This is a genomic window from Desulfobaculum bizertense DSM 18034 (genome assembly GCF_900167065.1).
GTDB lineage: Bacteria > Desulfobacterota > Desulfovibrionia > Desulfovibrionales > Desulfovibrionaceae > Desulfobaculum > Desulfobaculum bizertense.
The window spans coordinates 24,008-38,653 of the sequence record NZ_FUYA01000001.1 but is presented as its reverse complement, the minus strand read 5'-3'; the positions used below and the strand labels follow the sequence as shown (position 1 = coordinate 38,653).

Sequence of the window (14,646 nt, the reverse complement as noted above, 5' to 3'; positions counted from 1 at the left end):
GGCATGAAGAGCTTTTTTCATAAAGAAAGCACACTTGGCAGAGCACTCCGCCCTGTCCTCTCATTTTTGCACCAGCGCTTTGACCCATACGGAGAACGCCCCCTGCCCGGCATTCGCCAGATTGCCCGCATGCGCTTCAAAGACAAAATCAATATTGGCATTTCCAGCGTCATCATTTTCTTTAGTATTCTGACCGCGGTTCTGGTGAGTCAGGTTGCTGTTGACCGCCTGCTGGAAGAGAACCGGGACCGGGGCCGTAGCATGGTCCTGAATATGGCCTCCCGCGCCGTGGACCCCCTGCTCGCCAGTGACTTCCTGCGCCTCAAAAACCTCGTGGACGGGGCCGAACGACTCTCTGACTTTACGCTCTATGCCTTTGTGACTGACAAACGGGGGAACGTCCTTGTCCACACCTTTAACGGTGGATTCCCTACTGATTTACTCACGGCAAACAGCCCCAAAGAAACAGAAATTTCCATCCAGCTTCTGGATGATGGCAGCCACCGGATCTATGACTTTGCAGCGCCTGTCATGGTCGACGGAAAAGTCTTTGGCTCGGTTCGCCTTGGTGTTTCTCAGGCCCGCGTGCAGGAAATCAAAAAAGACGTCGTCTCGACCATTTTCTTGGTGTCTTTCGCGGTTATGGTTGTTGCCATTCTGCTCGGCACCATTTTTTCCCGCAATGTCTCGGCCCGGCTCAACGCACTGCGAAAAAGCGCAGAAAGCGTGGTGCAGGGGCAACTCAATGTGCAGACAGGGCCACGCCTCTACCGCAACTGCTGGGACATCCAGCAATGCGGACAGGAAGACTGCCCCGCCTACGGCGACAACCGGCGCCGCTGCTGGTACCTTGCTGGCACACTCTGCCCCCAGTGCAAAGAGGACAGCTACCCGGAAAAACTCATGAGCTGCCACACCTGCCCGGTGTACCTCGAAAATATGGGTGACGAAATCCAGAGTCTCGCAGAAACCTTTGACGTCATGGCCATGTCGCTCAAATCGCATATCGAAGAGCTGGAACAAACCCAGGATGACCTCAAACGCCAGCGCGAACTGCTGCGTACCATTCTGGATGTAACCCCAGACCTGATGTGCCTGCTGGACACAGATTTCAAGTACATGACGGTCAACAAGGCATTCTGCACCTATTTCCACCTCAACGAAGAAGACCTTCTGGGGCACAGCAATTACGAACTCTTTGATGAAGATGAAGCCGACGCCGCATACCATGAAAACAAACAGGTGCTGCTGACTGGCAAGCCCATTTCCAAGCAGGAGCTTATTCGAAGTGGCGACCAGAAACGCTGGTTCCACGTGATTAAAGTCCCGGTAAAAATCGGCAAAGAAAATATTGGTATGCTGTATACGGCCCGCGACATTACCATCATCAAGCAGTATCAGGAGCGGCTCATCCATTCGCAAAAAATGGAAGACCTCGGTAAGCTCGCCGGTGGCGTCGCGCACGAAATCAACACGCCTCTGGGAATCATTCTTGGCTACGCCCAGCTTTTGCTTGAAGATACGCCAGGTGACAGCCAGCTGAGTCATGACCTTAAAACTATTGAGAAACAGACAAAAGTCTGCAAAAAAATCGTTGCTGACCTGCTTGGTTTCTCTCGTCGCATTGAGAGTAGTATGGCGCCCCTGGACCTCAACGAAAGTCTGGAAGAAGTTATTTCCCTGCTGGAACAGATTTTCCTGCAAGAGCGCGTGCGCATTGAGACCGACTTTGACCCCACGGTGATGCCAATTACTGGCGACAAGGAAAAGCTGAAACAGGTCTGGATGAATCTTCTCAATAATGCATTTGACGCCATAGGCTCGGATGGGGGAATTTATGTCACGACCAAGATGTGCTCACACAGACGGCGCGTTCTGGTCACGGTCGCAGACACCGGGTCTGGTGTCTCGCAACATGACATAAACAACATCTTTGACCCATTTTTTACCACCAAGCCTGTTGGCAAAGGTACAGGACTCGGCCTTGCCCTGTCTTTTGGAATCATTAGCGATCACGGCGGCCGCATATCCGCCATAAGCCCAGCACCTCTTGACTACATTATTAGTCATGAGGAAGAAGTGCCAGATTCACGTCCTCCGGGACTAGGCACACTGTTCATGGTTGAACTGCCACTGACCAAGGAAGGACTTCCCGATGAAGAATGTCCTGAAATCACAGAAGTCCGCTCGCGGGATGGAGAATATTTCATAGGAGGCTCGACGACGTGGCGAAAATAGTTGTTCTTGACGATGTTATGGACGCCGGAATTTTAATTCGGCGTATCCTTGAACGAAAAGGGCACGAGGTCCATTCGTTTACCGAAGAGGAAGAAGCTCTTGCGTTCATCAAAAAAGAAGACGCCCGCAAGGAGCCTGTCCAGCTCGCAATCTTAGACATCAAGCTCAAAAAAATGACTGGTGTTCAGGTGCTGGAAGAAATCAAAAACATTTCAAAGAAAGTCAAAGTCATCATGCTCACAGGCTATCCGACTCTGGAAACAGCTCGCCGCTGTCAGGAACTCGGAGCCGTTGATTACTGTGTGAAGCCTATCGACAAGGAAGAACTGGAAGAAAAGGTCGCCGAAGCACTGGCGAAAGTGTAGGGCACTATGAACCTCGAACTCAGACAGCTTTTCAGACACTGGACATATCAGCTTTTTGCACCGGGAACGCTCCTGCGGAAAAAATACGAGGCCTTTAAACAGCTTCTGGAAATGGACCGCAACTGTCTCAAGCGCATCGCAGAACTCGAAGAGCTGTACTATGGCACGGTTTCGGCCGACTGGAACCGCGTCACCATGCTCACCCGGGCGCTCTCTGCTGACGTGGAGGCCCTGACCCAGCAACTTATGCGCATGCGCCCCGGCCACTATCTTGATCTGCCGGACTACCGCCGCAAGATTGAGTTCTATGTTGCCATGCAGACCGAGCCGCCTGAGTTCGACTTTGCCCCGCCCTATTCCATGACGCTTGCCGACGCCCACCTGACTCCTGAGCTTGTGGGGCACAAGGCCGCGCGTCTTTCCAGCATTGCCGAGGTGGAAGACCTGCCCGTCCCTGGGGGCTTTGTCATCACCACCAACGCCTTTCACTATTTTATTGAGTACAACGAGCTGCGCCCGCAGATCGAAACACTGCTCTCCAAGGTTACACTGGATTCTCCGGGCTTTGTCATGGACATTGCCGAAGAAATCCAGCGCATCATTCTTGATGCCTCAGTTCCCCCTGCCGTCGAGCAGGAATATCGGGATCACGCTCTTGCCCTTGCCTCCTCGCGGGGTGGCATGGTGCAGCTCGCAGTCCGTTCCTCCGCCGTTGGAGAAGACACTGAAGCGTCCTTTGCTGGGCAGTATGACAGCGTGCTGAATGTCTCGCTGTCTGACCTTTCGGATGCGTACAAAAAAGTGCTCGCCAGCAAATACTCTGCAAAGGCAATCAGCTACCGCGTGCGCTACGGCATGCCGGACATGCAAACCCCAATGGCAGCGCTGGTTCTGGAAATGATCGACGCCCGCGCAAGTGGAGTGCTCTACACCCGCGACCCTGCGGTGCCAGAAAAAGATATTCTTCAAGTCTACAGCATCGAAGGAATGGCCCGCCCCCTTGTGGATGGCAGCTCTTCGCCAGAAATTATAACTCTCGACCACAACGACCCCAGCACCGTGCTCTTTCACGAGCGAGGCGGTGGAGCGCCACAGGTCATCAGTGGAGATGTGCCTGTGGACGAGATCAGCCTGACCGAAGACCACGCCCGAACCCTTGGCGGCTGGGGTGTGCTTTTGGAAAATGCCTTTGGTGCGCCTCAGGACATTGAGTGGTGTATGGACCGCTGGGGTTCCCTTTTCCTTATTCAGTGTCGCCCGCTGCAAAGCTCCCACACAAAGCAGAGCGTGCCACAGGCACTGCCTGATGTTCCGCATCCGGCAATTGCCGAAGGTGTCCCTGCCAGTGCGGGCATCGGCATCGGCACGGTATATCGTCCAAGCAGTACCGTTGCGCTCGACACTGTTCCGCAAGGCGCTGTCCTTGTTGCAGACACGCTTTCTCCCAACTTTGCCAGCGTAATGGAAAACCTTGCGGCCGTTGTGACTGACACAGGCTCAAGCGCCAGTCACTTTGCCTCAGTCGCCAGAGAATTTGGCCTTCCTGTCGTCGTCAACGCCAAGTTTGCCACCCGTATTCTCAAGGATGGCGAAACCGTTACGGTCAACGGTGAAGACGGTCGCGTCTATTCCGGTAGCATTCAGGAGCTGGAGCAGTACGCCGCCCAATCCAAAACAGCCCCGTCCTCGCCCTTCCATGCCCGCCTGAACCGCGTCATGAAATACGTCTCGCCTCTGCACCTCACGGACCCGGAAGCCGAAGACTTTTCGCCCGCAGGCTGTCGAACCATGCACGACATCGTGCGTTTCTGTCACGAGACCGCCGTCACCGAGATGTTCAATCTCGTCAACAAATCCCAGCGTGGACTTTCTGGCGGCAAGCTTCTTCAAAGCGGCCTGCCTCTGGTTTTACGGATTATTGATCTTGGCGGTGGGCTGACGCCTCAGGCCCTGCATGAACGCGAAGTCACGGCCTGCCACTTTGCCAGTGACAGTCTCAATGCTTTGTGGGAAGGGCTAAATCATCCCGACATTCAGTGGGACGGCAGTCTTCTTGCCTTTGACTGGGAAGAATTTGACCGTGTCAGTGCCGGAGTGATGAGTCTCAAATCAAAGACACTCTCCAGCTACATTCTGGTCGGGCATGAGTACATGCACGCCCTGATTCGCTTTGGCTATCACTTTGCGGTCATTGACTCGATGGTCACCCAGCACCCCGACTCGAACTACATCAATTTCCGCTTTATGGGTGGCGGAGCAGACATTTCACAGCGTCGGCTCCGCCTGTCCTTTGTGGACAAAGTCTTGAGCGATGCAGGCTTTAGTGTCCACATCACGGGTGAACTCCTCGAAGCATCCCTTCAGCGTGGTGCGCAGCCACAAATGGAACTGAACCTTACCCTTCTTGGAACGCTTCTTGGAAAAACCCGGCTGATGGACATGGTTCTCACCGGAGACGATCAGGTTCAGGAACTCGTGGATTCGTTTATGGACTCAATCTAGGCACGTCCAAGGAGTCGTATGGCAAAACCCCTCTACCCCCTGACATGGGTCACGTCGCATCTCGCCGTTGGTGGTGCTCCCATGTCCTACCCCATGCTTGATGCCGTCAAATCACATGGGGTCGACGCCATTCTCAATCTTTGTGATGAATTTTGTGACCTGCACTGGATCGAAGCAGACCACGGTTTTGACGTGTATTATTTTCCCATCCCGGACGAGCAAAGCCCAGACCTTGAAGGTCTCGAAAAGGCTCTCGAATGGCTCGACGAGGCTATTTATCTGGGCAAACGGGTGCTCATCCACTGTCGCCACGGCATCGGCCGCACAGGCACTGTCCTCAACGCCTATCTTCTGCGCCGTGGTCTCAGCCATGCGCAGGCCGCCCGCATTCTTAGGCCGCTCCGGGCCAAGCCACAGAACTTTCAGCAGTGGCGCTTTGTCCGTCGCTACGGCAAAAAGGAAAACACCCTCACCATTCGCGAACCATCTATTGAAATTCAGCCCGACGTCGACCTCGGCCCCTTCTTTCGGGACTACGAAGCCGTTGTCGCCTCAGTCAACGAGCGGCTCACGGCCCACGGTGTCGAACTCCACTGCGGTGCTGGGCACAGTCGCTGCTGCTATCGCCCACTTTCCCTCTCCCTCATCGAAACCGTCTACGTTCACCACGCCATCAACACCACTCTCAGCCAGCCCGAACGAGAATCTGCCATCACCCGCGCAACAGGTGCCTTTAGCTTTCTTCGCAAGCTCGGCTATCATGACGGGCAAAGTGCCAGCATCGGACCCGAACTTCGCGCAGCCTACACCGCAAAAAAAATTCTTTGCCCACTCAACGAGCTTGGCGAATGTCGCATCTTTGCCCATCGTCCGCTCGCATGTCGCGTTTTCGATCTCCCCGAAGGCTACGAGACAGATCAGTTTATCAGCAAAACGCACAAGCGCGTCGCGCCCATTTCCGAGAGCCTCTTTCTCGCGCTCAGCTCCCGGTTCATCGAAGGCGAGGAACTCCGCTTTGCCCTGCCCTCTGTCATCTCTGGGCGCTTCGTACAGACCTTTTTCCATCTGCTCCCCAAGCCCACAGAAACAGAATAAAACAAAAGCCCGCTCCACAATGGAACGGGCTTTCATGGGGGGATGGAGGGGAGCATTCACTGAGCCTTGGGCGGGCAATCCCGTAGCTCTTGAGGAGTCTTCCTGTCGTTCTTCTGCTCGGTATTATCGTTACAAATTTTGAGGGGCATGGCTCCAGCAAAGTAGGGAAGGACGAATGCTGGCTGGAGCCACACCGTATATTTGAACGCTACTGTGTAGCGCAATACACATCAGGGCTAGGCAGTCTGGATCTCAATCTTGCGCGGCTTGGCACTCTCTGCCTCTGGCAGATGCACATCCAGAACACCGTTTTCGAAGTTGGCCGTAATCTTCGCCCTATCAATTTCATCAGACAGCGAAAAACTTCTGACATATTCCACTGGTGCAAACTCATGCCGCAGGCAGGACCTTTCGCCGCAGTCTCCACAGCTACTCTTGCCCTGCACCCGCAAATCGCGGTCCTGCAAATCAATCACCAGCTCGTCTTTGCTCACGCCCGGCATGTCCAGCACTATGTGCCAGCCGTCTTCCCGCACGACGACGTCAGCATTCGGAATCACACGCTCAAAAGAGCGCTCTTCAGTTCTTGCTACATCCTGAGACATTTCATGAACCTCCTTTTTATGCCGAAATCGCAATCTTGCGGGGCTTAACTGCTTCTGCCTTGGGCAAAACAATCTCAAGAATACCGTTGCGAAGCGTTGCCTTTACACCATCATGGTCAACCCGAGACGAAAGATGGAATACTCTCTGGAACTGACCAGAACCGCGCTCCTGGCGATAGTATTTCGCCTCCTCTGCCTTGCGCTCTCCCTTCAAAACAAGATCATTCTCTGTAACTTCGAGATCTATGTCTTCAAGTTTCACGCCTGGCATACGCGCATCAATGTAAAGAGCATCTGAATCTTCACTTATATTAACCTGAGGATATGATGCTCGACTCCGACTAAAAGAATTCGGGCGCATCATCTCCTGAAAAAGCGCATCTATGTCATGCGGAAAGTCATAAAATGATCCAAAATCAATAACCATTTCTTTCACCTCCGTTTGATGCAATAGAAAATAATTCCACTTCCCAAACTGTCAACATCACCTCGTTCATTTTTTTCAACTTTTCGCATCAACCCACGCTATTCAACACTTTCCAGACTTCACTTTTTTTGAGGGGCTGGGTTTACGAGACTCCGTCTCGTGCTCTGCAAGGGGCGCTGCCCCTTGACCCCGCCCAAGGACGAGGCCCTTGGGAATCCCGCTTTCGCCCAAAATTAAAGGGCCGGATGTGTGAAAGCCGTTGGCTTTCCCTTACATCCGGCCCTTTAATTTTGGTCTAGTGGGCGTTTCCCTAACGCGTGTTCTTCTGCCTTTTCCAGACCGCACTTATTTTCTTTCTGAACGCTCGCGTTCAGAAAGAAAATGGTGGCAACGCACGGGAAAGAGAAAGAAGCTCTCGACGTTATGCCCAACAAGTTTAAAAGCCGTGCAAGCGAAGCTTGCACGGCTTTTAAACTCGATGAGGATACGTAAGGGAATCATTCCCTTACGCGGGGGTTTGGGGGCAGGCCCCCAACTTCCCCCACCCGCCCATCCAGCACTAACGTGCTGGGGCAGGCCCCCAATCTTCCTCACCCACCCGCTCCAACTCTCCCCCCACTCACCTAGCTAGCCTTCGCTGCGTAAAATATCGAGAACCTCGTAACGCGAGGCCTGCCACGCGGGATAGACGCCAGCGAGCACACCGAGAAGGACAGAACCAAGCAAAATGCCCACCATAAGAATGGGGCGATATACAAAAGGGAATCCGCCGACAACGTAGACAAAAGAGACAAGAAGGAGGGCGACAAGAACGCCAAAGAAGCCGCCGACGCCAGAGAGGACACCTGCTTCAAGAAGAAACTGAAAAATAATGTCAGAGCGGCGGGCACCCACGGCGCGCCGAATGCCAATTTCCATACGCCGAGAGCGAACGAGAAGAATCATAATGGAAAGAATGCCGAGACCGCCAACGGCAAAAGACACGGTGGAGCTGAGCAGCCCCAAAACACTCACGAGGTCGAGAGCCTGTGTCTGAAGAGAAATCGTGTCACGAGCAGTGAGCACGGCAAAATCATCAAGTTGCCCGACCTTGATCCGATGCCTGTAACGAAGAATGCGCGTTGCCTGCTGCTTCGCGGCTTCAAAGTCTGAACCCTTGGCAAGCTGAATGTATACGCCGGTAATGTTGTCGACGTTGGCCATGCGCCGCATGTAGGTTGAGAGAGGCACAAAAACCTGCTCATCCTGATCGGTTCCAACAATGTCGCCACCACGTGCGGGCATCACACCAATGACGCGAAGCCGTGCCCGATAATAGAGAACAGTTTTGCCAAGGGCGAGATCTGGCGAGCCAAAAAGACGTCCCGCAATCTTGGACCCGAGCACACAAACCATCGCGCGAGTTTCAAGCTCCTGCTCATTGAAAAAACGGCCTATGCGAGGTGTGGCATTGCGAATAAATTCAAAGGCAGGAGTACTGCCAATAAGTACACTGGGGATCTTTGTTGCACCGGCATGCACCTGCATGGTTGCCTGCGTAAAGGGCGCAGCAGAAAGCGCTGAAGGCATACCATTCTCAAGCGCTTTGGCATCGGCAATGGTAAAATTTGAGGCGGTATTCTTGACTTTTGCCCCACTGCGCCGCCAGCGAATGCGCCCTGATCGAGCCATAAAAAGATCCGGACCAAGCTTTTCAATCTCGACTTCGGCCTTGCGGACCATCGCTGTAGACATGTGCTGCACTCCGGTGAGGGCGAGCGCACCTAAAAAGACCCCAAGCATCGCGAGTATGGTCCGCAGCTTGTGGGTTCGAAGAGAACTCAGGGCGATACGCAAACTCAAATGCATGGGGCCTTCCTTGTGCTCAGAGAGATGGAGTTACGAAATAAATTTCACCCGAAACTTCTTGAGATACCCAACAGGATTGTATGATTCCTTGGCCTTTCGCAGACCGGGGTCACCAAGATCCTGCTCCCGGTTCACCACGTCGTAGCCCGGTGCATCCTCAGAAAGAAACATATGGTTAATGGCCTGATACACGCCCTTAAAGTTGGTGTGTCCTTTTTCAAAATGAATCACAAGCTGATCATCAGAAAGGCATTCTGCAACCGTGTACGCGGCCTGCTTGCCCTCCACTTCGATCACACCACCAAAGACACCACACAAGGCATCCCAGCTCTTGAGAACGCGTGAAATAGCATGATTCTCTGCAGCCAAGGTCTGCTGAGACTCCTCATCACGCCATGCCATCCACTCCGACTGCATATCAAGAGCGGCCTCAACGCAGTCCGGGGTCATGGAGTGGTAGTGATAATCGTACGCCTTCCGAAACTGGTTGAGCAGATTCTTTTTCTTATGGAAACGTTTTCCGCGCAACTCGCAAAGCTCCTGCACATCATAAAGATAGTCCCAGTGCTCGCGCGCCTCTTCAATCTGAATGCGTTCCCCAAAGTGCTCTTTCCACATCCCCATCAGGGTCTCTGGCACTCGAATGTACGCGGAACTCAGATCTTTTGTCAGTGGGCACGCATCCCAGTCGACTTCTTCCCACGGGCCAATCGGTGCCCAATAAACCGTTTCGGGACGAGTCTGACGTATCCACGTCAGCTTTGGGCCAAAGTACCACTCAAGACCATATTCTTCGGCCCATCCCCACAGATTCACAAAGCTGTAGTCAGACGCCTTTTGCGGACAGCGTGCAAAGCGTTTTCGGTAGTCTTCCTGCCGCGCAAGCGACACCGGTTCAAAAACAGGGTCCATGTTTCCTCCGTTCTCAGCTCGTGAATATTCATCAAGGCCTAGCGTTAGGCACTCTTCCCATTTTTCTTTCTTTTGCTCATAAGCCCAAAACGCTGCCAATTTCCATAGGCAAAAACGCCCAGCAGCAATGCGGCCTGAACAACCTGTGAACTCAGCTGTGATATCCACACACCAGTGGATGACTGCATAATCTCGTGCCCAAGGTACCACGCCATTGGCAGCCGAAAACACCAGACAGTGAAGCCAAATATCCACATAGGATACCACGTCGCGCCAGCACCGTTGAGTGCTCCGCCAATGATAATACTGGTCAGTGTAAAGGGAATGGCAATCAAATTATAAAAAAGATAATCCGCCATTTGTGGCTGCACGGCCAGATCAGGCGTCATGAATCGACACAGCTCAGGAATATACTGCCACACGATCATCGTGACGAGGCTCATTCCAACAACACCAACGCCCCAAACCTGAAAACCATAGCGGCGCGCCAGATCAGGATTCCCCGCGCCAAGCGCATTGCCCACCAGCACACTCGCCGTCATGTTAAACGCCACGCCCGGCAAAAAAAGAACCGCCTCGACCCGAAGCCCAACAGTCATGCCTGCCAGAGCAGAAATGTTTTCCACGGGTAGCCGCGCTACAATGGCAAAGAGTACAAGGTAGCCCGTTTGCCACAAGACCTGCATCAGCCCGGCAGGCCACGCGACCTTATACAGGTATGGCAGCGCACTCCGTATCCAGCGCATTGGAGGAAATGTCTCGCTCGTGAGCAGCCCCTTGCGCCATATCTGAAACAGGTTCAGCGCCGAGCCTGCCATAACAGACCAGAACGTCGCCCAGGCAAGCCCACGGTAGCCCATTCTGGGCAAACCCCACATCCCCAGGCCAAGGCCAAAATCCGCCGCAGTGTTCACCACGGTTATCAAAATCATGGCAAAAAGCGGAAGCATCACTTCCTTGCGCGCCCGGAACACCGCATTCGTTATAAGCAGCAAATAATAACTCGGCAGAAGCAGTGCGTAGACACCCAAAAATTCGCTCGTAATTGACTGAATCTCTGGCGGTACCTGTAGCAGAAGCAGCAGCTCATCCCGGAACAGCAGCCCAACACCCATGATGGCAACGCCACCCAGAAGCGCCAGCTCCATACACAGCCCAATGTAGCGCTGCGCTCGGCGCTTCAGCTCCGCCCCCATTGACTGACTTACCGCCGCAACAGCACCATTCGCAACGCTCTGCGCTATAATCAGCAAGAAAAAAAGACAGTTCGTGATAAGCCCCAGCGACGCCTGCACCTCGCGGTTCAGCTTCCCCGCAACGTACACATCAATGAACCCCACCCAGAAGTGGAAGAACATCATCAGTATCTGCGGCCACGATAAATTCCATATCGCCCTGTAGGACGCTTTCTCTGTCGGCATATATTTTTTCTATGTGTTAAAAAAAAGAAGAAAAAGGAGAAGAAAAAGAATGAACCGGGGCCAGCCCCGGACCCCGCGTAAGGGAATGATTCCCTTACGTATCCTCAGCGAGTTTGAATTCCCTCCACGCTTCGCGTGAATGAAATTCAAACTTGTTGGGCATAACGTCGAGAGCTTCTTTCTCTTCTGCGAGTTGCCACCATTTTCTTTCTGAACGCTTGCGTTCAGAAAGAAAAACGGGTGAACAGGGCAAAAAACACGCGTTCGGGAAACGCCACTAGCTGGAATATGGGGCTGATGGAGAGGAGAGCATAGCTCTCATCCCACTCAGCCCCATAGCCCAGCGAAATCGGGATTCCCAAGGGCCTCGTCCTTGGGCGGGGTCAAGGGGCAGCGCCCCTTGCAGGGTTTGGGGCAGCGCCCCAATAAAACAACACCTCCCCCCCTCACACTCTTGCAGAGCGCGAGACAGGATCTCGTAACCCCACTCCACGAATTTATCCTAAATGAAAGAAGAAAAGGCCGCCACCCAAGAACGGGTAACGGCCTTTGATGTGCAAAAGAGTCGAGGAACTATGCTCCGACGATTTCTTTCAGTTTGGTGAGGGCTGCGTCAATGCCTTCGGGGCGATTGCCACCAGCCTGAGCCATATCTGGACGACCGCCACCGGAGCCGCCAACCTCGGAAGCAACTTCCTTGATGAGGGCGGGAGCAGTGAAACGACCGTGGAGGTCCTTGGAGACATAAATTGCCATGCTGACCTTGCCGTCATTCTCGCAAACGAGAGCGGCGACGCCAGAGCTAACCTTGGAACGAACGTCGTCCATGAGGGTACGCAGAGCGCCCATGTTCGCAGCGGCAACCTTGGCAGCAAGAACTTTCACGCCACCAATCTCTTCGAGAGCGTCCATCAAATCGCCGCCCTTGCTGGAAGCAGCCTGAGCGGAAATCTTTTCAATGTCCTTGCGAAGAGTTTTGACATCCTTCTGGAGACCGCGGATGCGCTCAACAACTTCCTCGGGCTTGCCCTTGAGAAGCTTTGCAGCATCCTCGGTAACGGCGCGCTGCTGACGAGCAACTTCGAGAGCGCCCCAGCCAGTTGCAGCCTCAATGCGGCGCTGGCCAGCGGCAATGCCGGACTCGGAAAGAATGGTAAACATGCCAGCCTGACCGGTGCGGGAAAGATGAGTACCGCCACACAGCTCGATAGAGGTGTTGGGGACTTCGACAACGCGGACATCATCGCCATACTTCTCGCCAAAGAGAGCCATTGCGCCCTTTGCGACGGCGTCGTCGTAACACATTTCGCTCACGTTGACCGGAAGATCGGCCATGATGGCCTTATTCACGAGGATTTCAACTTCGCGAAGCTCCTCGGGAGTCATTGCAGAAATGTGCGTGAAGTCAAAGCGAAGGCGATCGGTCTCAACGTGAGAACCAGCCTGCTTGACGTGATCGCCCAAAACACTCTGGAGAGCGGCCTGCAAAAGGTGAGTCACTGTGTGGTTACGGGCCGCAGCAAGACGCTGCTCCTCGTTAACGTCCAGAACGACTTCCTGGTCGGCATAAATGGTACCGTCGTCAACAGTCACATCATGCACAGTCAGGTTTGCAGCAGGCTTGATGGTGTTGTTGACCACCGCGCGACCTTCGGGAGCAGAGATAAGGCCAGTGTCACCACACTGACCACCGGACTCACCATAGAAGGGAGTGCGGGTGCTCACGATAAAGCCTTTTTCGCCCTTGGAAAGCTTCTCAACAGGCTCAGCGTCTTCACCCATGAGAGAAACGATACGGGAGTCAGCAGCGAGAGAGTCATAACCGACGAACTCGGAGCGAAGGCCTTCTTCGAGCAAAGTGCGGAAGCGAGCAGCAAGGCTCTGTTCCTTTCCACCCTTCCAGGCAGCCTTTGCACGAGCTTTCTGCTCTTTCATGAACTCGTGGAATCCGGGTTCATCCACCTCAAAGCCCTGCTTCTCGGCGACGTCGTTCACGATGTCCAGAGGGAAGCCGTAGGTGTCGTACAGCTTAAAGGCAATCTCACCGGAGACAGTCTTTTTGCCTGCTTCGCGCAGCGCATTCAGCTCGTCTTCGAGCATGGCCAGTCCCTTGTCCAGAGTCTGGGCAAAGCGCTCTTCTTCCTCATGAACAACACGAGTCATGAAGTCCTGATTCTGTACCAGCTCGGGATAATGACCACCCATCTCTTCAACGACCTTGAGAGCCACCTTATAGAGGAAAGGCTCGTTCATGCCGATGAGCTTACCGAACCGCAGAGCGCGGCGGATAAGGCGACGCAGCACGTAGCCACGACCCTCGTTGGAGGGCAGAATGCCGTCAGCAATCATAAAGGCAATGGCGCGGCTGTGGTCAGCAATAACGCGAAGTGCGGTGTCTTCGTCCTCGCCATCAGTGCGGTATCCAACACCAGTCAGCTCACTGATGTACCCAATGATGGACTGGAACAGGTCAGTGTCAAAGTTGGAGAAGACGCCCTGACAGACAGCGGCGATACGCTCAAGGCCCATGCCGGTGTCAATGCTGGGACGCGGAAGCGGCGTGCGGGTGCCGTCCTCATGCTGGTTGTACTGCATGAACACGAGGTTCCAGATTTCGAGGAACCGGTCGCAGTCACACTTGCCAATGCCGCAGTTCGGACCGCAGGACAGATGCTCGCCCTGATCGATGTGAATCTCGGAGCAGGGACCGCAGGGACCCGTGTCGCCCATGGACCAGAAGTTATCCTTCTCGCCAAGGCGGTACAGATGGTCGTCCGGGATGTCCGCGATTTTCTTCCACAGCTCAGCGGCTTCGTCGTCGTCTTTGTAAATAGTAATGTAGAGACGGTCTTTCGGCAGTTTCAGTTCTTCGGTGATAAAGCCCCATGCAAAGCGCATGGCGTCTTCCTTAAAGTAGTCACCAAAAGAGAAGTTGCCGAGCATCTCAAAAAAGGTGTGATGGCGGGCAGTACGGCCAACGTTTTCGAGATCGTTGTGCTTGCCGCCAACGCGCAGGCATTTCTGGGAGGTTGTTGCACGCTTGTAGTCGCGAGTCTCCAGTCCCTGATAAATCTTTTTGAACTGTACCATGCCTGCGTTAACAAACAGCAGGCTCGGGTCATCCTTGGGGATAAGGGAAGAAGAGGCAACGGGCTTGTGGCCGTTACGCTCAAAGTATTCAAGAAATTTTTTACGGATATCACTGGCAGTCAGCACTTCTCATTCTCCTGTAA

The 14,646-nt window shown here is 53.8% G+C and carries 10 protein-coding genes; 4 read left to right on the top strand and 6 right to left on the bottom strand.

Annotated features, from left to right (window positions below; translation table 11 throughout):
* Positions 1-3: 3 nt before the first annotated feature.
* Genes B5D23_RS00155 through B5D23_RS00140 form a run of 4 tightly spaced genes read left to right on the top strand, consistent with a single transcriptional unit; the run spans position 4 to position 6,200 of the window.
* On the top strand, positions 4-2,238 hold the full coding sequence (locus tag B5D23_RS00155; protein ID WP_200803608.1) for an ATP-binding protein: 2,235 nt from the start codon (positions 4-6) through the stop codon (positions 2,236-2,238).
* On the top strand, positions 2,226-2,603 hold the full coding sequence (locus B5D23_RS00150; RefSeq protein WP_078683367.1) for a response regulator: 378 nt from the start codon (positions 2,226-2,228) through the stop codon (positions 2,601-2,603). The genes B5D23_RS00155 and B5D23_RS00150 overlap by 13 nt, the downstream gene beginning before the upstream one ends.
* A 6-nt stretch (positions 2,604-2,609) precedes the next feature.
* Positions 2,610-5,105 (top strand): PEP/pyruvate-binding domain-containing protein, encoded by a 2,496-nt coding sequence (locus B5D23_RS00145; RefSeq protein ID WP_078683366.1) that lies wholly within the window; start codon positions 2,610-2,612, stop codon positions 5,103-5,105.
* 18 nt (positions 5,106-5,123) lie between these two features.
* Positions 5,124-6,200, top strand: a complete 1,077-nt coding sequence (locus B5D23_RS00140) for a protein-tyrosine phosphatase family protein (RefSeq protein WP_078683365.1) — start codon at positions 5,124-5,126, stop codon at positions 6,198-6,200.
* A gap of 236 nt (positions 6,201-6,436) precedes the next feature.
* Here the strand turns inward: B5D23_RS00140 and B5D23_RS00135 are convergent, their stop codons facing one another.
* From B5D23_RS00135 to alaS, 6 genes are all read right to left on the bottom strand, one after another.
* Positions 6,437-6,805, bottom strand: a complete 369-nt coding sequence (locus B5D23_RS00135; RefSeq protein ID WP_078683364.1) for an Hsp20/alpha crystallin family protein — start codon at positions 6,803-6,805, stop codon at positions 6,437-6,439.
* A gap of 16 nt (positions 6,806-6,821) precedes the next feature.
* Positions 6,822-7,232, bottom strand: a complete 411-nt coding sequence (locus B5D23_RS00130) for an Hsp20/alpha crystallin family protein (protein ID WP_078683363.1) — start codon at positions 7,230-7,232, stop codon at positions 6,822-6,824.
* A gap of 627 nt (positions 7,233-7,859) precedes the next feature.
* Complete coding sequence (locus B5D23_RS00125) at positions 7,860-9,080, bottom strand: ABC transporter permease (protein ID WP_078683362.1); 1,221 nt, start codon at positions 9,078-9,080, stop codon at positions 7,860-7,862.
* A 30-nt stretch (positions 9,081-9,110) separates the two neighbouring features.
* Complete coding sequence (locus tag B5D23_RS00120) at positions 9,111-9,992, bottom strand: DUF2156 domain-containing protein (protein ID WP_078683361.1); 882 nt, start codon at positions 9,990-9,992, stop codon at positions 9,111-9,113.
* 44 nt (positions 9,993-10,036) lie between these two features.
* Complete coding sequence (locus tag B5D23_RS00115) at positions 10,037-11,413, bottom strand: MATE family efflux transporter (RefSeq protein ID WP_078683360.1); 1,377 nt, start codon at positions 11,411-11,413, stop codon at positions 10,037-10,039.
* A gap of 573 nt (positions 11,414-11,986) precedes the next feature.
* Positions 11,987-14,629: an alanine--tRNA ligase gene (alaS, locus tag B5D23_RS00110; protein ID WP_078683359.1), complete on the bottom strand. Its 2,643-nt coding sequence runs from the start codon at positions 14,627-14,629 to the stop codon at positions 11,987-11,989.
* Between the last annotated feature and the right edge of the window lie 17 nt (positions 14,630-14,646).

Excerpts from the sequence above, each read along its gene's own strand:
- B5D23_RS00155 (WP_200803608.1), top strand. The coding sequence starts at position 4 with ATGAAGAGCTTTTTTCATAAAGAAAGCACACTTGGCAGAGCACTCCGC.
- B5D23_RS00145 (WP_078683366.1), top strand. The coding sequence starts at position 2,610 with ATGAACCTCGAACTCAGACAGCTTTTCAGACACTGGACATATCAGCTT.
- B5D23_RS00140 (WP_078683365.1), top strand. The coding sequence starts at position 5,124 with ATGGCAAAACCCCTCTACCCCCTGACATGGGTCACGTCGCATCTCGCC.
- B5D23_RS00135 (WP_078683364.1), bottom strand. The coding sequence starts at position 6,805 with ATGTCTCAGGATGTAGCAAGAACTGAAGAGCGCTCTTTTGAGCGTGTG.
- B5D23_RS00130 (WP_078683363.1), bottom strand. The coding sequence starts at position 7,232 with ATGGTTATTGATTTTGGATCATTTTATGACTTTCCGCATGACATAGAT.
- B5D23_RS00125 (WP_078683362.1), bottom strand. The coding sequence starts at position 9,080 with ATGCATTTGAGTTTGCGTATCGCCCTGAGTTCTCTTCGAACCCACAAG.
- B5D23_RS00120 (WP_078683361.1), bottom strand. The coding sequence starts at position 9,992 with ATGGACCCTGTTTTTGAACCGGTGTCGCTTGCGCGGCAGGAAGACTAC.
- B5D23_RS00115 (WP_078683360.1), bottom strand. The coding sequence starts at position 11,413 with ATGCCGACAGAGAAAGCGTCCTACAGGGCGATATGGAATTTATCGTGG.